Below are 18,205 nucleotides of genomic sequence, written 5' to 3'. Positions count from 1 at the left end.
TCAAGGAAACTCTTCATGTCATCCGCAGGCACGCGCCGCTTCGCGCGCATCGATCGCCTTCCCCTACGTCTTTAACATCACTGCCGAGCTCAAGCTCGCGGCTCGCCGGCGCGGCGAGGACATCATCGACATGAGCATGGGCAACCCCGATGGGGCCACCCCGCCGCACATCGTCGCCAAGCTCGTCGAGGTCGCGCAACGGCCGGACACGCACGGCTATTCGTCCTCCAAGGGCATCCCCCGGCTGCGACGCGCCATCGCCCACTGGTATCGCGAACGCTACGACGTCGAGATCGACCCGGAAAGCGAGGCCATCGTCACCATCGGCTCCAAGGAAGGGCTCGCGCACCTGATGCTCGCGACGCTCGACCGCGGCGACACGGTGCTGGTGCCGAACCCGAGCTACCCGATCCACATCTACGGCGCGGTGATCGCAGGCGCCGACATTCGCTCGGTGCCGATGAACCCGGATACCGACTTCTTCGGCGAGCTCGAAAAAGCGATCCGCGGCAGCTACCCCAAGCCGAAGATGATGATCCTCGGCTTTCCCTCGAACCCGACCGCGCAGTGCGTGGAGCTGGACTTCTTCGAGCGGGTGATCGCACTCGCGCGCAAGCACGAGATCCTGGTGGTGCACGACCTCGCCTACGCCGACATCGTGTTCGACGGCTGGAAGGCGCCGTCGATCATGCAGGTCAAGGGTGCGAAGGACATCGCGGTCGAGTTCTTCACCCTCTCCAAGAGCTACAACATGGCCGGCTGGCGCATCGGCTTCATGGTCGGCAATGCCGATCTGGTCGCGGCCCTCGCACGCATCAAGAGCTACCACGACTACGGATCGTTCACGCCGGTGCAGGTCGCAGCGATCGCGGCGCTCGAAGGCGACCAGCAATGCGTGCGCGAGATCGCCGAGCAGTACCAGAGCCGCCGCGACGTGCTCTACAAGGGGCTGATGGAAGCCGGCTGGCACGTCGAAAAGCCCAAGGCGTCGATGTACATCTGGGCGAAGATCCCCGAGCCCTATCGCTCGCTCGGCTCACTCGAGTTCGCCAAAGAGCTGCTGGCCAAGGCGAAGGTGTCGGTGTCGCCGGGGATCGGATTCGGCGACCTGGGCGACGACTACGTGCGCTTCGCGCTGATCGAGAACGAGTCCCGCATCCGCCAGGCGGTGCGGGGCATCAAGGCCATGTTCAAGGCGGATGGCCTCGGTGAACCCGGCCGCTGCCGCCGGCTGAACGGCAAGGCGGGCCGACCGCCCGCTCCGGTGTTCAGGCGGCCGTCGCCGTCATGCCCGGCTGCGGCGCATGGCGCTCGCGCAGCCACAGGATCAGGCCGCAGATGAACACGATCAACTGCGTGCCGATCAGCATCGCGAAGCCCGCGAAAAAGCCCGCGGCCGAGCCGCCCGAGGTGCCCGCGCCGCCGGAGAGCGCACCGATCACCGCCCCCATCATGGCCGGCATGAATCCCGCCACCAGGCTGCCCGTGCCGTTGACCACGCCGAAGGCGCTGGCCACGTGCTCGGGCCGCGAGCAGTACTGCACCGTGCTCGGAATCGCCGGGCTCATCAGGCCCCAGCAGAAGTTGGCCGCGATGAGCGAATAGGCGGCGAAGTAGCGGTCCTGCGCGCTGATCGCCAGCAGCACCGACAGCGCCACGCCCACGCTCGCGCCCATGAAGATGAAGGGCACGTGCAGCCGCTCGATCTTGTCGATGATCACGCCGCCCAGCAGCACCGCGAGCACCGTCGCGTACTGCGGCAGTGATGCGAGCCAGCCCATTTCGCGCAGCGAGAAACCACGTGCTTCCTTGAGGTACGCCGGCAGCCAGTTGCTGCCGCCCCAGAGGTAAGACAGCACTGCGGAAGTCAGCACCGTGATGAGCACGAGATGCCGCGTGTGCAAGGCGCCGCGCGCGATGCCCGCCACCTTGGCCATCGCCTCGCCGAAGTTCCGCGGCTTGGCCTGGTTCACGTAGGACGCCGGCATGCGCACGAAGGCGATCACCAACGGAATGCCCAGCAGGATGTTCAGCAGGCCGAGCACGTGGAACGAGGTGTCCCATGCATAAGTGGCAAGGAGATACCCGACGAAGGGATAGCCCACCGCCAGACCCAGCCCGGTGCCCATGTTGACGAAGGAGTTCGGCTTGCCGTTCTCATGGTCCTCGTAGTGCGCCTTGATGTACGACGAGGCCAGCGAGAACAGCGGCCCTTCGGACACGCCGAGCAGGACGCGCGACGCGAGGAGCATGCCGTAGCCCGTGAACCAGGGCGTGACGAAGGTCACCACGCCCCAGAGGACGAGGCCCATGATCAGACTTTTTCGCACGCCGAACAGCGCCGCGCAGAACGGCGTCAGCACGAAGGCCGACACGCCGTAGCCCACCATGAAGGCGGTCGCGAGCAAGCCCTGGCCGACGCGGTCGGTGGCGGCGATGCCCATGTGACCGAGGAACGCAGGGTCGGTGATGAGAACCGCGATGTTGATGCGGTCCACATACGAGATGGCGACGATCACGAACAGGGTGATCACGCCGTACCAACGAAATTGTCTGGCTTGCATGGCAATGCTCCTGTAATGGGCTGCGCCGAAACTAGAAGGCGTGACGCATGCCGAACTCAGCCCCCGTCGAATCGTGGTTCGGCGAGGTTGCGACGCCACCGAGTGCCTGCGAGGCCCCGTTGCTGTTGGAGATGCGAGCGAGCGTCGTGTACACGGCGCTTCGCTTGGAGAGGTTGTAGACATAGCCCAGCGCCACCTTCGAGGTGGTCGGCTTGGGCACGTTGTCCGCGGGCTCGCGCTCATAGCGCGCGTACGACAGCTTGATCTCGCTCGCGCCGATCGGCAGGTTGAAGCCGATGAGCGCGCCCTTGCCGTCCAGCGCTCCCTGCGATTCGTCGTAATACTCGCCCATGAGCTTGAGGCTCCACAGCGACTCGAAGGTGTACGACGCACCGATGTTCGACACGCGCAGGTTGTTCGACACCGGCAGATTGGCCGCGATGAGCGTGGAGGTGGTGCGGCCGGTGGCCAGCGCGATGTTGAACGGACCGTTCAGGTAGCCCACGCGCGCGCCGACGTAGTTGCCGTCGTTGTGGCTCCAGGTCGGCAGCAGGCCGGGGATGTCCGAGCGCGATTCGTTCTCGCCCATGGCGTACATGAACTGCCCGTAGAAGCCGCCGACCGTGGGCGGCAGGAAGTAGCCGACGCTGTTGGATGCGCGCGTGCCCGTGGGCGAGGCCAGCCCGCCGAAGCCCGAGAAGTAGAGCTGGCTGGCGCCGATGCCGCCGCCGGTCCCGAAAGGGTCGAACAGTGCCGTATTCCAGAAGGTGGGCGTGTAGTCGCGGCCCGCGCGCACTTCGCCGAAGGGGCCGGACAGGCTCACGGTGGAGCGGCGGTTGAAGGTCAGGCCGCCGAGCGTGGTGTTGCCGCTGGCCTGGTTGTTCGTGTTGGTGGTGAAACCGCTGCCGGTGTCGTTCTGCAGGCCGGCTTCGAGCCAGAAGTTCGCCGCGTAGCCGCCGCCGAGGTCTTCGGTGCCGCGGAAACCCAGGCGGCTGAAGGTGTTGGCGCTGTTGGTCAGTTGCCATTTGCTGGTGGCCAGGGGGCCGGAACCCGTGGTGTACGTCACGGCTGCATCGAGCACGCCAAACAGCGTCAAGCTCGATTGCGCGCAGGCGACGCCCGCGGCCATGCAAGCGGCCGCGGCCACTACTGTCTTCTTCATTGAGTTTTCTTTCGAGGGCTGGAGGTGGGATATCGCTTCAGATATCCAGAACGAGAGGACCGCGTTTGCAGGCCGAAACGCAAATCATGATGGTCTTGTTGGCGGCCTGTTCGGCCTTGGTCAGGATGCCGTCGCGGTGGTCGATCTCGCCGGCCTCGATCACCCTCGTTTCGCAGGCGCCGCAGACGCCTTCCTTGCAGCTGTGGTCGGGATTCAGGCCCGCATCGATCAGGCTGTCGAGGATCGACTTGCCCGGCGGGACTTCGACCGACTTGCCGCTCTTCGCGCATTCGACGATGTAGGTCGCCGTCGCTGCCGGCGCTTCGACATGCACTGCCGCGAAGCGCTCGATGTGCGCATGCGGGTAGCCGAGCTGCTCGCAGGCTTTCTCGAAGCTGTCGAGCATCGGCGTCGGGCCGCAGCAGTAGTAGTGACTCTCGGCGCCTTTGCCTGCCAGCAGTTCGGCGAGCTTGGGCGGTGTGCCCTTCTCGTCATCGAAGTGCCGGGTGAGCTGCACGCCCTTCTCGGCCGCGAGCGCGCCGATCGCCTCGCAGAAAGCCGCCTCTTTGCGGGTGCGCGCGCAGTAGAGCATCTCCACCGGCTTGCCGATCGCCACCAGGCGCTGCAGCATGCACCAGATCGGTGTCACGCCGATGCCGCCGGCCACGAGCACCGAACGCTCGGCGCCCTCTTCGAGCTTGAAGTTGTTGCGCGGCGCCGAGATCGGCAGCGTCATGCCCACGCGAAGCTGCTGGTGCACGTAGCGCGAGCCGCCACGGCTCTTGCGGTCGTTGAGCACCCCCACCACGTAACGCTGGCGGTCGCTCGAAGGGTTGCAGAGGGAGTAGCTGCGCACCAGGCCGTTGGGCAGGTGCAGGTCGATGTGGGAGCCGGCCTCGAAGGCGGGGAAATCCACATCCGGCGAGGCCGGGCGGAACTCGACGCTGACGATGCCGTCGGCTTCGTAGCGCATCGTGTGCACCAGGGCGTTCAGCGTGGGGAAGACATGGCGGGAACCTCGAAGAAACGATTCAGTTGGCGGTGCGCAGGTCGACGTCGAGCCGCGCGAAAGCGTCGATCTCGACGCGAAGTTCGGGAAACACCAGCGCGTTGACCGCCACCAGGGTGGAGGCCGGGAATGCCGACCCGGGCGATCCCGGCGGCGGCGCGAAGAAATCGCGCCGGGCGCGTCCGACCTCGTCCTTGTCCGCGATGTCGGTCACGTACACCACGAGCTTCACGATGTTGTGGATGCCGCCTCCCGCCGCTTCGAGCAGGGCCTGCACCTTGCGCAGCACCACCAGCGTCTGCTCGTAGGCGCCGAGCGGCCGGCCGGACTGCGCGGCGTCGCGCGTCGCCGGGTGGGCCGTCTGCCCCGACAGCACGACCTCCCGACCAACGACGAGCGCGTTGGACCAGGTGGCGTGCGGCAGATCGGGCACGGCCTCGCAGGTGACGCGACGCACGGAGACGACGGTTCCAGCGGTCATGCGCTCTGCGTGGCCGCTTCGATCTGCTGCTGCGCGAGACCGCGCAGGTGGCGACGCAGGCGAACGATGCCCAGGTCGTGCTGGTAGAGCTGTTCGTGCTGGTTCGCATCGGCCTCCATGTTCTCGATCAGGACGCGGTCCTGCTCGAGCACGTGCCAGTGACGCGCTTCGAGGCGGTTCTTGTAGAGGAAGCGCCACGTATCACGCTCCCAGCCCTTGGGCAGCTTGCGCACGCGCCAGTGGAAGGCGCACGACAGCGTCGGCGAGATCGGCGTGTAGCTGCCGACGATGATGAAGTTGCCGCCGGGGCCGCCCGTCTTCGGGTACGGGATCTCCAGGCGCATCCAGTGCACGCCGGTGTCCGCCCACTCGGTCCAGTCGAAATTGACGTTGCGCTGGCCTTCCTTCTCGAAAATGAAGCCGGTATCGGTCGCACGGATGCCGAACTTGGCCTTCGAGTCGCCTTCGGCCATCGAGTGCGACTGCTTGTGCAGGAAGGTGCCGTGCATCGGGTCCATCACGTTGTCGAGCACGTAGCGGTAGTCGCCTTTCCACTCCGCGTAGCAGAGGAAATGCGAGTACTCGTCCTCGTTGGTGAGCTGCTCGGGCAGCACCAGGGGCGGCGGCGTTTCGACATCGTCCTTCGAGTTGTAGAGCCACACGGCGCCGGCCTTCTCCTGCACGTGGAAGAAGCGCGTCGCGTGCGAGCCTTCGAGCTTGCAGCCGGGGCTGCCGGGCACCTTGGTGACCACGCCGTCACAGCGCACTTCGACGCCGTGGTACGGGCACGAAAGGCGATCGCCCAGGATCACGCCCTGCGACAGCGGCGCACCACGGTGCGGGCAGCGGTCTTCGAGCGCGTGCAGCTTGCCCGCGTGATCGCGCCAGAACGCCAGCTTGCGGCCCAGACGGCGCAACGAAACCGGCTGCTCCTTGATGAGGCTCGACGGGCAGATCGGATACCAGAGGTCCTTCAGGCCGATCTCGAGCAGTTGGTCAACGGGATCGACTTGGATGGGAATGGTCGTCATGATGGTTCCTCGAATGAAGAAGGGATATCGGGCGGATCACTTGCCGAGCGCGGCGATCTCTTCGCGATAGATGGCTTCGGTCCAGAGCTGGCCGCTCGGGCTGGTGATGCCATCGCGATTGAGCGCCTCCACCAGGCCCGGCAGGTCATGGACACCTGCGGCATAGGCGCGCTCGATCGCGTCGCCGAGCAGGTCTTCGTAGGTGGTGGGCGTGCGCGTGCGCGCCTGGTGCGGTTGGAGAATGCGGTCGGTCATGGTTCGCTCCATCGGGGATTAATAGGACGTGCGTAAAAGGTTGCGTTCGACGCGGCCTCACTGGCCGCCGTTGCGTACGCGCTCGCGGATGCGTTCGCGCACGGGAACGAAGTCGTAGGTCGGATAGCACTCGGTGCTGAACACGCCCCACGCACGACGTTCGAGTTCGAGGTTCACCAGCGGCAGCTTCTCGGGCGGGAGCTCCAGTGTGAGGATCTGGCCCAGCCCCATCGCCACCGTCCACGAGACGATGCGCGTGCCGTCCGGCGGGAAGGACTCCCACCAGTCGCTGGCCTTCATGCGCGATTGCACGTCGTCCAGCGTGAGCCCGGGGTGATGCTTCATCACGATCGTGAGCAGCATCGTCGGCGAAGCGGCGGCGGCAGCGCTCATGGTGCGGCGCGGCTGGATGGGTTGTCGTTCTTCATGCTTGTCTCCTTGGCTCTTCGACTTACTCGGCGACGATGTTGCGCGCCTTGATGATCTGGGCCCAGACCTTGGTCTCGTCCCGCATCGAAGCGGCGAACTCGGCCGGCTTCATGGTCGACGCGGTCATGCCCTGCGCCTGCAGGCGCTCGCGCACATCGGGCTGCGCCAGCATCTCGGCCGCGTCCTTCGCGAGCTGCTCGACCACGGCCGGCGGCGTGCCGGCGGGCGCCAGCAGGCCATACCACGAGGTCACGTTCACGCCCTGGATGCCCTGCTCCGCCAAGGTCGGGATCTCCGGCGCCACCGGCGTGCGCTTGGAATCGGTGATGCCCAGTGCGACCAGCTTGCCGCTCTTGATGAACTGCAGCGTGCCCGGCAGGTTGCTGAACATCAGCGGCACCACGCCGCCCAGCACATCGTTGAGCGCGGGCGCCGTGCCCTTGTACGGCACGTGCATCAGATCGACGCCGGCCTGCTGCTTGAACAGCTCGCCCGCGAGGTGCAGGCCGCTGCCGACGCCCGGCGACGCATACGACAGCGTGCCGGGCTTGGCCTTGGCCTGCGCGACCAGGTCCTTCGCGGTCTTGATGCCCGCGGTCGGCGCCGCCACGAGCACGTTGGGCGCCTTCGCGAGCATCGTGACCGGCACGAAGTCCTTCTCGATGTGGAACGGGAAGTTCGGCATCAAGGTCGGGTTGATCGTCAGGTTGCCGGCCGGCACGACGAGCAGCGTATGGCCATCGCCCTTGGCGCGCTTGACCCGGTCCATGCCGATGTTGCCCGCCGCGCCCGCGGCGTTGTCGACCACCGCCACCTGACCGTAGCGCTTGGCGAGGCCGTCGGACAGGATGCGTGCCAGCGTGTCGACAGGCCCCCCGGCGGGAACGGCGAGACGATCGTGAAGCGCTCGCTGCCGAGCTGCTTCTGTGCTTCGGTCTGGGCAAAGACGGGCGCACAGCAGAGCACAACGGCAAGCGCAGCGATGCCCGTTCGGAGAACACCGCGGAACGGGCTTGGCCGGGTCGCCGATGTTGCCCCCTGCGAGGGGGTTGGCGTAGCGACACGAAGTGCGCGAAGACTGGGGGTGTGCTTCATTTCTTATCTTTTCTCAGTCAAGAACTTGCCTTCGGGGCCTTGCACGTTCTTCTGGCGGCGGGTGTTGCCGTCGAGGCCGCCTTCGACCGCCCACTCGGCGAACACGGTCGGTCCGGGCTCGAATTCACGCGGCTGCCATTCGCCGGTGAGCTGGTCTTCGTCCGCGTAGTACTCGATCAGGCCCCCGGCCGGGTTCTTGAAGTACCAGAAGTACGCCGACGAAATCGGGTGGCGGCCCGGGCCGAGCTGCGTCTCCCAGCCCTTGCGCGAGAAGTGCAGGCCGCCGCCGAACACCTCGTGGATGTCGCGCACGGTGAAGGCCACGTGGTTGAGGCCGCGCTTGCCCGAGGGAAGCTGCAGCAGGAACAGGTCGTGGTGGCCGCCGTCCGGGGCGCAGCGCATGAAGGCGCCGCGATTGGGATAGCTGTCGGAGCCGACGAAGCCGAATCGGTCGGCATAGAAGGCGCTGGTGCCTTTGACATCGCTCACGAAGAACACGACATGGCCGACTTCGATCGGCGTCGCGCGTTCGTAGATCGGCGCAGGCTGGTTGATGCGCTGCTTCGCGTTCCAGGTGTTCATCGCGCCGCAGTCGACCTCGACGGCGTGCTTGCGCGTGACCTGGAGGCGCACCGCGAGGCCATTCGGGTCGATGCAGCCGATGCGGCGTGCGCCTTCGACCTTGCCGTCGGTGAAGCCCGGGTCCTTCGCGATCGCTGCCGCGTAGCGGTCGAGGTCGGCGTCGCTCTCGACGCCCCACACCACTTCGAGCAGGGTCGGGCCCTCTTCCATCGCGACCGGCAGGCCCGGCTTGCCGAGCGCGGCAACCACCACGCGGCAGCCGTTCAGGCACTCGAAGACGAGCTCATCGGCGGCTTCGGACTTCAGGGTCAGGCCCCAGTCCTGGAAGAAGGTTCGGCAGACGGCGAGGTCGTCCGCGCCGTAGGTGATCTGATCAATGCCCAAAACGCTCATCTCAAATTCTCCAATCCAGAAATACCGCGGAACCGGCTTCGCCGGGCCGCTGGTATTGCCCCCTCGAGGGGGTATGCGGCCACACTAGTGGGCAAGCCTGGGGGTGTTCATGGTCCTGCCCAGGGCAAAGGTTGTTCGTTCGTGCCCCAGTACATGCTCTTCTGCTCCATGTACTGGAAGATGCCTTCACGGCCCTTCTCGCGGCCCAGGCCGCTGTCGCGCCAGCCGCCGAACGGCGTGGAGACCGAGAACTGCTTGTAGGTGTTGACCCAGACCGTACCGGCCTGCACCGCGCGGCCGAGCTTCCAGGCGCGTTTGAAGTCGCGGCTCCAGACGCCGGCGGCCAGCGCGTAGACGCTGTCGTTGGCCTGCGCGATCAGCTCTTCCTCGCTGTCGAAGGGCATGGCGACCAGCACCGGGCCGAAGATCTCTTCCTGGCTGATGCGCGCGTTGTTGGAGAGGCCTTCGAGGATGGTCGGCGTGTAGAAGTAGCCCTTGTCGAGGCCGTCGCCATGCGGACGCACGCCGCCGGTGCGGATGCGGCCGCCTTCGGAGACGCCGAGCTCGACGTAGCGTTCGATGCCTTCGCGATGACGCGCGGTGATCAGCGGGCCCATCTGCGTGCGCTCCGAAGCCGGGTCGCCCACGCGCAGTGCGTTGGCGCCTTCGGCCGGGCGGGTCAGGAACTCGTCGTAGATCGAGCGCGCGACAAAGAGGCGCGAGCCTGCGATGCACGATTCGCCCGAGCTGCTGAAGATGCCGTAGAGCACGCCCTTGACCGCGTGGTCCAGGTCGGCGTCGTCGAGCACCATCGTCGGCGACTTGCCGCCGAGTTCGAGCGACACCGGCATCATCTTGTCGGCCGCGATGTGCGCGATGTGCTTGCCGGTGGTGGTGCCGCCGGTGAACGACACGCGCTTGACCAGCGGATGCTTGGTGATGGCATCGCCGATCACCGAACCCTTGCCCGGCAGCACGCTGACGATGCCCTTCGGCACGCCGGCCTCTTCGCAGATGCGGGCCAGTTCGAGCGCCATGACGGGTGTGACTTCGGCGGGCTTGACGACCACCGCATTGCCGGCGGCGAGCGCCGGGGCGAGCTTCTGGGCCTCGCTCGCGATCGGCGAGTTCCACGGCGTGATCGCGGCGACGACGCCCATCGGCTCGTGCACGCTCATCGTGACGAACGGGCCGCGCGACGGCGTGATGGTTTCTTCGAGCGTCTCCAGCGCGGCGGCGAAGAACTGGAAGGTGCCCGCGGCGCTGGCCACCAGGGCGCGCGTTTCGTTGATCGGCTTGCCGTTGTCCAGGCGCTGCTTCTGGGCGAGGGTCTCGGCCTGCTCACGGATGAGATGGGCCACGCGGTGCAACACGGCGGCACGTTCGTGCGGCAGCTTCTGCGCCCAGCCGCTGGTGCGGAAGGCATGGTCGGCGCGGGTGATCGCTTCTTCGACGTCGCCCAGACTCGCGGCCTTCAAGCGCGCGATCGGCTCGCCGGTGGCGGGATAGAGGCTCTCGTAGACATCGCCGCCGCCCAGGCGCCATTCGCCGGCAACGTTGATGGGGAGCAGTTCGGAGGAAATCATGGAGGTTCTCTCGGTGCTTGTCGTTCAGATCGCCAGCGGCGCGACGCGGTTGCGCAGTGCGCGCACGGCGCTGTAGACGGTGAGCGCGGAGGTCTTCGGATTGGCCGCGAGCGGCTTGTTGCGCATCGTCAGCTCGAAGCGGCCGAACGCACCTTCGGCCTCGACGGTGTGCACGTTGTCGCTGACGGCCGGGTCGGCGATCAGGCGCACGCTGGTGCGATCGAGCCCCAGGCCCGCGATCGACACCGTGGCGGCGACGTTGGCGTTCTTCGGGTAAAGCGAAGCGGCTTCACGCGCGCTGCCTTCGAAGATCACGGTGGCGCCGGTGAGCGCACCGAGATCGCGGCCCTGTTCGGCCGGCGTTCCCTTCCAGGCGTGCGGCGGCTTGCGGCCGGTGTAGCGCACGGTGTCGAGCCCGCCGATGCGCGCTGCGGCCAGCGCATCGATCGCACCGATCGCACCGGCGATCAGCTGCACCTGGGTCTTGCCGGCGACCGCCGCGGCTTCGAGCTTCTCGGCCAGGCCCTGCGCCGACAGCGCACCGACGGATGCCACGACGCATGGCGTGCCGCGCTGGAGTGCGGGCAGCACGTGTGCCTCGATGGCCGCATGGCCCGCGGCTTCGACGACGAGGTCGATGCCTTCGGCCGGCACGGCCGACACCACTTGCGCGCCGGGCGCAAGACGCGCCGCCACGTCCCTGGTGGCCGCGAAGGCCTCGTCGGGAACCACGATGGCCACAACCGACAGCCCCGCGTCTTCGCGCAGCAGTTCGAGCGCTGCGGTGCCGATGGCGCCGCAGCCGATCAGAGCGATGCGAACGGTCATTCCTTGCGCCTCGCTCACTTGGCCGCGCCGCTCAGCGCGGGAATCTGCGTGATCTTGTTGGTCGGCGGGCCGGCGAAGGTGCTCTTGAAGCTGCCGATCGTGAGCATGTCGATCTCGAGCAGGAACGGGCCATCGGTCGACAGGGCCTCGTCCAGACGCGCCGGCAGCTGGTCGAGGCGGGTCACGCGCGCATGCGGCAGCGCGATCGACTTGCACAGCAGGTCGTAGTCGGGCGTGTGCAGCTCGGCATAGCAGCGGCGGCCGCCGTACTGCACGTCCTGGATGTTCTTGATGACACCGTAGCTCTTGTCGTTCATGAGCACGATCACCATGGGGGCCTTCTCCTGGACCATGCAGGCGAGCTCGCCGAGGTTCAGGATGAAGCCGCCGTCGCCGGCCGGGCAGAAGGTCTTGCGACCCGAGCCGGTGACCGCCGCGCCGATGGCTGCGCCGATCGCCATGGGCATGCCCTGGCCGATGCCGCCGCCGGTGGCGTGCACGCCGGCGCTGGGTTCGAAGATGCGCAGTTCGCGGTTGCCCCAGGTGCTGTTGGAGACGGTCACGTCGCGCACCCAGTTGAAGTTGCGACCCGCAGCAGCCTGGATTCGGCTCACGAGTTCGGCGTACGGGCCGAGTCCGTCACGCAGCGACGCGACCGCTTCGTCGTGGGCGGCGCGCAGGTCGGTCAGCAGCCTCGGATCGGCCTTGTACTTGGCGGCTTCGAGACGATCGGCCAGGCCTTCGAGCGCGAGGGCCGAGTCGCCGCAGACGAAGGCATCGGTCGTGTAGCAGCGGCCTTCGACGGCACCGTCGGCGTCGATGCGGTAGAGCGGACGCGGCAGCTTCAGCTCGTACTTCAGCGTCTCGTTGCCGCGCAGGCGTGAGCCGACGACGAGCATCGCGTCGCAGGTCTGATAGAGGTTCTCGACCGGCTTCTGGATGTTGTAGGCGCCCAGCGAGCCCGGATCGTCCTCGGGCACGATGCCGCGACCTTGCGTGGTGGTGACCACGCCGAAGCCGAGCTTCTGCAGCCGCTTGATGGCCGGGCCGGCGTGCCGGGCACCGCCGCCGATCCACAGCATCGGGCGCTTGGCCTTGGCGAGCTTGTCGGCCAGTGCGTCGAGGCCCGCCTTGGAGGGCACGGCAGCCTCGACGGGCAGCGGCAAGAGGTCTTCCGGCATCTCGACGAGCGCTGACTGGATGTCGATCGGGATCTCGATGCTGACAGGGCCCGTCGGCGCGGTCAGCGCGACCTGCACCGCGCGCTTGAGCGTGCCGAGCACGTTCTCGACGCTGCGCACGCGGAAGGCGGCCTTCGAGACGGCCTTGAGCATCGTGAGCTGGTCGGGTGCCTCGTGGATGTACGACATGCCCTTGTCGATGTAGGGCGTCTCGATCTGGCCGGTGATGTGCAGCACGGGAGCGCCGGCGGTCAGCGCCTCGACCATGCTGCCGGCGATGTTGCCTGCGGCCGGGCCGGTGCTGGTGACAGCGACACCGAGGCTGGCGGTCGAGCGTGCATAGGCATCGGCCATGTTGCCCGCACCCGCCTCGCCGCGCGCCGAGATGAACCGGATCGCGCCGCGCTGGGCGAAGGCGTCCAGGATCGGCATGTTGTGGATGGAGATGACGCCGAACGCAGCCTTGACGCCGCACTGTTCGAGGAAGGCCGCGACGACTGCGCCGACGGTCACGGTGTTGGTGGGGTTAAGCATGGCGGGAATGGCCTCCGGAGATATCAATGTGGGCGCCCGTCGTATACGAAGCGAGGGGCGAAGCGAGGAAAAGGATGGCGCGCGCAGCTTCGATCGGAAGTCCGAGGCGCCCCATGGGGATGTGCTTGGTCTTGGCGAGTTGACCGGTCCAGGTGGGCCAGTCGAGGCTCTTGTCTTCGCGCGCCTCGAAGCGGCGGCGCCACTGGCCGGACTCGATCAGGCCGATCAGGATGCCGTTGACGCGCACGCCCTGCGGCGCGAATTCAGTGGCCATCGAGCGCACGAGGTTCAGCAGGCCCGCACGCGCAGCCGAGGTGGCGACCATGTGCGGCTCGGGCTGGCGCGCGAGCAGCGAATTGGCACAGACGATCGCCGCGTCGCCGAGCACCACGCGCTGGGCGGCAAGCTGCGGCAGGAAGGCGCGTGTGGGGTTGATGACTGAGAAGAACTTCAGGTGCAGTTCCTCGGTCCACGCCGAATCCGCGGTGTTGGCGAAGGTGCTGACACGGCCCTGCCCCGCGTTGTTGATGAGCATCGACGCGGCGCCGAGCGCGGCCTCGCTCTCGGCGGCAAAGCTCTGCACCGATGCGGCGTCGAGGACGTCGCAGGTGCGGGCGAACAGCTCGGCCTTCGGGAATCTGGCGCGAAGGCCGGCCACCGCGCCGTCGAGGCGCTCGGCATTGCGGCCGCACAGCGCGACCGACGCGCCGCATTCGAGCAGCAGCTCGACCGTCGCGAGGCCGATGCCGGAAGAGCCGCCGGTCACGACCGCGACGCGGCCTGCGAGCGCGTCGGGTGCGAAGAAGGGAGTGGAGATCGTTGGCGTGGTCATGGTCGTCTCAAGCCCGCTCGTTGCGAAGCGGAACCACCTTGGCCGAGGCCGCAGGCGAATAGTTCAGGAGGCCGGAGATGGCATCGGCGGTATCGCGCACGCGCTGAACCATTTCGTCCATGCGGTTCTCCTCGATGTGGCCGGAGGTGATGGTCGCGCCCAGCGCTGCCACGATGTGGCCGCTGTGGTCGCGTACCGGCGCGGCGATGGTCGAGATGTTCGACTCGAAGAAGCCTTCGCCCAGCACGTAGCCGCGTGTGCGGTCGGCCTGGACCATGTCGAACAGTTCGGTGACCGTCTTCGGCGTGCTCGGCGAGAAGGTTTCGAGCTTCTCTTCGGGATAGAGCGCGCGCAGTTGCGGCAGGCTCAGGTCCTCGAGCAGGATGCGCCCGAGCACCGTGGCATGCGCGGGCAGGCGCGTGCCGACCGTGACCGAACTGGCGAAAGGCGTCGGCGGCGCGACCTTGGCCACATAGACAATCGAGCGGCCATCGCGCACCACGAGATTGCAGGGCGTGCGCAGGTCTTCGCAGAGGCGCTGCAGGAGCGGCGTGCCGAGCTGCGTGAGTTCGAGCGACGCGAGGTACTCGAAGCCCAGGCGCAGCACCGCGAGGCCGAGCCGGTAGTCGCGGCCTCCCTCGGTCTTCTCGAGGAAGCCCATGTTCTCGAGCGTCGTGAGCAGACGGAAGACCGTCGAGCGCGGCAGGTCGAAACGGCGCGCGAGCTCGGGCGCCGACAAGGAGCGGTTCTCGCGACTGAATTCGCACAGCACGCGAAGGCCGCGCTCCAGCGCCGGAACGTTGTACCGGTCCGAACCCTCTTCGATCACTTCATTGCCGGGGGTGGTCATAAGTCTCTGGTTCTGTTGCTTGTTGTTCGCGTCAGGCTGCCACCGCTTCGCGCAGGAGGGGCGCCACCACCGTGGGCCGCTCCACATAGCTGGCATGGCCCGCGCCGGGAAGCAGTTCGAGCGCGACACCGCATCGGCGCGCGACCTCTTCGCAAGCAGCCGGCGTGGTGACCACGTCGAGCTCGCCGCAGGCGACGCGCACCGGCATCGCGGGCGGCAGGTCGGCCAGCAGGTCGGCGCCGCAGAGCAGCTCGACGGCCCGGCGGTAGCCGCGGTCGTTCAGGCGGGACATGTTCCAGCGCACCCATTGGCGCGCGAGTTCGCTCGCGTTGTCCGACACGAGGCGGCCCGAACGATGCGCAGCCATGCCGGCGACGCCGAGCTTGTCGAGCGTGCCGAGCCGTTCGGTGCGGACGCGCTGGCTCGCTTCCGGGCGTGTGCCGTAGCCCGCGGCAGGACTGATGAGCACCAGACGCTTGATGCGCGCAGCCAGCGGCGAGCCCGGACGTGCGGCCGAAGCCGCCGTCAGCGCGCCGAGCGAGTGACCGACCAGCACGCACGATTCGATTTCCATCGCATCGAGCAGGCCGAGCAGGCGCTCTGCATAGTCCGCCGCCTTCGGCGCATCGGCCGTGAGCGGCGTGGAGGCGCCGTAACCCGGCGCGTCCCATGCGATCAGCCGCGCGTCCGACTCGAGCAGCAGCGCCGTATCGAGCCACGACGCCGCGCCCGAGCCGATGCCGTGTAGGCAGACCAGCGCGGGACCGGCGCCGCATTCACGCACCGAGACGACACCGCCGCGCACCGGCACGCTGCGCGCGGGAAAGCGCGCATCGAGCCGGGCCAGCTCGGTCTGCGGCAGCGCGAGGGAATCGGTCACGGCAGCGTCGCTCATCGCAGTTCCTCAGCGCTTGATCTTGGCCAGCGGGTGGTCAGCCGGATAGGTCGGCGTGATCGGCTTCTTCGAACCCAGCATCACGCACATCAGCGCGTCTTCGTCGCCGATGTTGATCTCTTCGCGGTACACGCCGGGCGGCACCGACACGACATCGCGGTCGGTCAGCACGGTCTCGTAGCGCTCGCCTTCGGGCGTGGTCAGCACCACCTTGAGCTTGCCGCGCAGGACGAAGAACACTTCTTCCACATCCACGTGGATGTGCGGCGGACCTTCATGGCCGGCCGGGATCACCATCGTCGAGAAAGTGAAGTTCTCCGACGGGATGGTGTTCATGTCGCTCGCGACGCCGGTGCCGCCCGTGCCGATGTAGCGCATCTGCGCGCGGCGGTACTTGGGGTCGTAATCGGCCTGGAACTTGAGCGCGTTCCAGTCGTACTTGCGGGTCGAGAAGCGCGCCACGCGGGTGGTCATCCATTCCTCGAAGCTCGCGCCTTCGGGGCGGGCCCAGCTCGGTTGTTCGTTGTCAATGCTCTTTTGCTCGGACAGATCGCTCATCGGTTACTCCTTGGTCGAAAAAATCAGTGCATCACGAAGCCGCCGTTGACGGCCAGCAGTTGGCCCGTCACGAAGCGCGACAGGCCGGACAGGCCGAACAGCACCGCGCCGCAGACGTCCACCGCCTGCTGCTCACGCGGAATCGAGCGGCCCTCGAGGTATTTCTGGTGCCGCGCCATCGGCACGTATTCGGTGGCTTCCACCAGCGTGAGGCCCGGCGCCACGGCGTTGACCGTGATGCCGCCTGCGCCCCATTCGCGCGACAGCGAGCGGGTCATCGAGATGACCGCGCCCTTGCTCGATGCGTAGGCCAGCAGGTTGGGTGCGCCCCACAGCGCGGTGTCGGATGCGAGGTTGACGATCGCGCCGCGGCCGCTCTTCGCGAGCGCGGGCTGGCAGGCGCGGCTCATGAGCCAGGTGCCTCGCACATTGACGTTCATAACGCGGTCCCACATCTCGATCTCGAGCGCGTGGGCATCGCGGCCGCCGGAATTGGTGATCGCTGCGTTGTTCACCAGGCCGTCGAGTCCGCCGAGCAGGCGCACCGCCTCGTCGGCGCCGGCGGTGATCGACGCCGGGTCCGACAGGTCGATCGCGAGCGCATGCGCGTTGAAGCCCGCGTCGCGCAGCGCCTCTGCCTCGGTCTGCGCGAGATCCGCCAGGATGTCGGCCAGCACCACGCTCGCGCCGGATTGGGCGATGCACTTGGCAAACGCCAGACCGAGGCCGCGCGCGGCACCGGTCACGAGCACGCGGCGGCCCTTGAGCAGGTCGCCCGGCAGTTCGGCGAGCAGCGAGTCCAAGCTGGCGGGATCTGCGGTGGTGTTCACAACAGCGGTCATAAAAAATCAGTCCTTCAGAAATCCCGCGGAACCGGCTTCGCCGGGCCGCCGGGATTGCCCCCGGAAGGGGGTGTCAGAGCCACACGAAGTGGGCGAGGCTGGGGGTGAGCGTTCAATCCGCCTGGATGCCCAGTTCCTTGATGATTCGCCCGAAGCGCTCGAAATCCGAGGCGTTGGTCTTCGCCAGCGTCTCCGGCGTGCCCCCCAGCGGCAGCGCGCCGAGGGTCGCCATGCGCGAAACCACGTCCGGCATCTTGATGATTTCGTTGAAGTGGGCGTTGAGCGTCTTCACGACTTCGGGCGACATCCCCTTGGGCCCGAAGAGGCCATGCCAGGCGGTGACGTTCACGTCCTTCACGCCCAGCTCCTGGAAGGTGGGCACGTTCGGCGCGAGCGGCGAACGCTGCTTGTCGGCCACAGCCAGCACGTTCAGCTTGCCGCCCTGCAGATACGGCGCGACCGGACCCAGGGTGATGTAGGTCAGCGGCACGTGGCCGCCCATCACGTCGTTGATGGCCGGCGCGACGCCCTTGTAAGGCACGTGCGCCAGCTTGAGACCGGTGGCCTTGTTGACCATCTCGCCGAGGATGTGCATGGGCGAGCCGCTGCCCGGGCTGGCGAAGGTCAGCTGCTGCGACTTCGAGGCGGCCGTGAGGTCCTTGAAGCTCTTGATGCCGGACGCCGAGCTCGCCACCAATGCCAGCGGCAGCGTACCGGTCTGGATGATCGGGGTGAAGCCATTCAGCACGTCGTAGCCGCCTGAGCCGGTCTTGAGGACGAGCTGTGCAATGGAGAAGGTGCTTGGCGCGAACAGCAGCGTGTAGCCATCCGCGGGCGCCTTGGAGACGAAGCTGCTGCCGATGACGCCGCTGGCGCCCGGCTTGTTGTCGATCACGACGGGCTGCCCGATGCGGGTGGAGAGCTTTTCGGCGTAGAGCCGAACCAGTGCATCGGTGTCGCCGCCGGCTGGATAGGCCACCACGATGGTGATGGGCTTGCTCGGGTAGCTCTCCGCCCAGAGCGGACCGGCACCGGTGGCGGCCGCGAGCGACAGGGCGAGGGTGAGGGCTTGGCGACGTGTCTGCTTCATCATGGTGG

Annotated in this window: 17 protein-coding genes and 2 pseudogenes; 1 reads left to right on the top strand and 18 read right to left on the bottom strand. The window is 67.3% G+C overall.

Annotated elements, in window-relative coordinates; genetic code table 11:
- Positions 1-15 precede the first annotated feature (15 nt).
- Positions 16-1,342: pseudogene (gene alaC / locus ACQ858_RS07605) on the top strand (alanine transaminase).
- Here the strand turns inward: alaC and ACQ858_RS07600 are convergent.
- The 18 genes and pseudogenes from ACQ858_RS07600 to ACQ858_RS07515 form a co-directional block, all read right to left on the bottom strand.
- The gene (locus ACQ858_RS07600; RefSeq protein WP_431276126.1) at positions 1,269-2,564 is read right to left on the bottom strand and encodes an MFS transporter; all 1,296 of its coding nucleotides are present in this window, start codon (positions 2,562-2,564) and stop codon (positions 1,269-1,271) included. The pseudogene alaC and the gene ACQ858_RS07600 sit on opposite strands and share 74 nt — an antisense overlap.
- 31 nt (positions 2,565-2,595) lie before the next feature.
- Positions 2,596-3,726 carry a porin gene (locus ACQ858_RS07595; protein WP_431276125.1) on the bottom strand — a complete coding sequence of 377 codons (1,131 nt, stop codon included), beginning with the start codon at positions 3,724-3,726 and terminating at the stop codon, positions 2,596-2,598.
- Positions 3,727-3,763: 37 nt separating this feature from the next.
- Positions 3,764-4,699, bottom strand: coding sequence for a PDR/VanB family oxidoreductase (locus ACQ858_RS07590; RefSeq protein ID WP_431276124.1), 936 nt, complete (start codon positions 4,697-4,699; stop codon positions 3,764-3,766).
- A gap of 58 nt (positions 4,700-4,757) precedes the next feature.
- Entirely contained in the window at positions 4,758-5,216 is a 459-nt protein-coding gene (locus tag ACQ858_RS07585; protein ID WP_431276123.1) for a RidA family protein, read from the bottom strand.
- Positions 5,213-6,247, bottom strand: coding sequence for a Rieske 2Fe-2S domain-containing protein (locus ACQ858_RS07580; RefSeq protein WP_431276122.1), 1,035 nt, complete (start codon positions 6,245-6,247; stop codon positions 5,213-5,215). The genes ACQ858_RS07585 and ACQ858_RS07580 overlap by 4 nt, the downstream gene beginning before the upstream one ends.
- A gap of 36 nt (positions 6,248-6,283) precedes the next feature.
- A complete protein-coding gene (locus tag ACQ858_RS07575; protein WP_431276121.1) occupies positions 6,284-6,514 on the bottom strand; it encodes a recombinase-like helix-turn-helix domain-containing protein in 231 nt (76 codons plus the stop codon).
- A gap of 45 nt (positions 6,515-6,559) precedes the next feature.
- Positions 6,560-6,895 (bottom strand): hypothetical protein, encoded by a 336-nt coding sequence (locus tag ACQ858_RS07570; RefSeq protein WP_431276120.1) that lies wholly within the window; start codon positions 6,893-6,895, stop codon positions 6,560-6,562.
- A 58-nt stretch (positions 6,896-6,953) separates the two neighbouring features.
- Positions 6,954-8,026 (bottom strand): annotated as a pseudogene (locus ACQ858_RS07565) (Bug family tripartite tricarboxylate transporter substrate binding protein).
- Positions 8,027-8,029: 3 nt separating this feature from the next.
- On the bottom strand, positions 8,030-9,001 hold the full coding sequence (locus ACQ858_RS07560; protein WP_431276119.1) for a VOC family protein: 972 nt from the start codon (positions 8,999-9,001) through the stop codon (positions 8,030-8,032).
- A 107-nt stretch (positions 9,002-9,108) separates the two neighbouring features.
- Positions 9,109-10,587 (bottom strand): aldehyde dehydrogenase, encoded by a 1,479-nt coding sequence (locus tag ACQ858_RS07555; protein ID WP_431276118.1) that lies wholly within the window; start codon positions 10,585-10,587, stop codon positions 9,109-9,111.
- A 24-nt stretch (positions 10,588-10,611) separates the two neighbouring features.
- Entirely contained in the window at positions 10,612-11,415 is an 804-nt protein-coding gene (locus tag ACQ858_RS07550; protein ID WP_431276117.1) for an aspartate dehydrogenase, read from the bottom strand.
- A 14-nt stretch (positions 11,416-11,429) separates the two neighbouring features.
- Positions 11,430-13,130 carry a thiamine pyrophosphate-binding protein gene (locus tag ACQ858_RS07545; protein WP_431276116.1) on the bottom strand — a complete coding sequence of 567 codons (1,701 nt, stop codon included), beginning with the start codon at positions 13,128-13,130 and terminating at the stop codon, positions 11,430-11,432.
- Positions 13,123-13,962 carry an SDR family oxidoreductase gene (locus ACQ858_RS07540; RefSeq protein WP_431276115.1) on the bottom strand — a complete coding sequence of 280 codons (840 nt, stop codon included), beginning with the start codon at positions 13,960-13,962 and terminating at the stop codon, positions 13,123-13,125. The genes ACQ858_RS07545 and ACQ858_RS07540 overlap by 8 nt, the downstream gene beginning before the upstream one ends.
- 7 nt (positions 13,963-13,969) lie before the next feature.
- Positions 13,970-14,812: an IclR family transcriptional regulator gene (locus ACQ858_RS07535; RefSeq protein WP_431276114.1), complete on the bottom strand. Its 843-nt coding sequence runs from the start codon at positions 14,810-14,812 to the stop codon at positions 13,970-13,972.
- A 31-nt stretch (positions 14,813-14,843) separates the two neighbouring features.
- Positions 14,844-15,707 (bottom strand): alpha/beta fold hydrolase, encoded by an 864-nt coding sequence (locus ACQ858_RS07530; RefSeq protein ID WP_431276113.1) that lies wholly within the window; start codon positions 15,705-15,707, stop codon positions 14,844-14,846.
- Between the two features lie 9 nt (positions 15,708-15,716).
- Positions 15,717-16,265, bottom strand: a complete 549-nt coding sequence (locus ACQ858_RS07525) for a cupin domain-containing protein (protein WP_431276112.1) — start codon at positions 16,263-16,265, stop codon at positions 15,717-15,719.
- Positions 16,266-16,288: 23 nt separating this feature from the next.
- A complete protein-coding gene (locus ACQ858_RS07520) occupies positions 16,289-17,107 on the bottom strand; it encodes an SDR family oxidoreductase (RefSeq protein ID WP_431276111.1) in 819 nt (272 codons plus the stop codon).
- Between the two features lie 112 nt (positions 17,108-17,219).
- Positions 17,220-18,197, bottom strand: coding sequence for a Bug family tripartite tricarboxylate transporter substrate binding protein (locus ACQ858_RS07515; protein WP_431276110.1), 978 nt, complete (start codon positions 18,195-18,197; stop codon positions 17,220-17,222).
- Positions 18,198-18,205 lie beyond the last annotated feature (8 nt).

The organism is Variovorax ureilyticus, assembly GCF_050632185.1.
Lineage (GTDB): Bacteria > Pseudomonadota > Gammaproteobacteria > Burkholderiales > Burkholderiaceae_C > Variovorax > Variovorax ureilyticus_A.
Note: the sequence above shows the minus strand (reverse complement) of the source record. Positions and strands in the feature narration are given on the sequence as shown.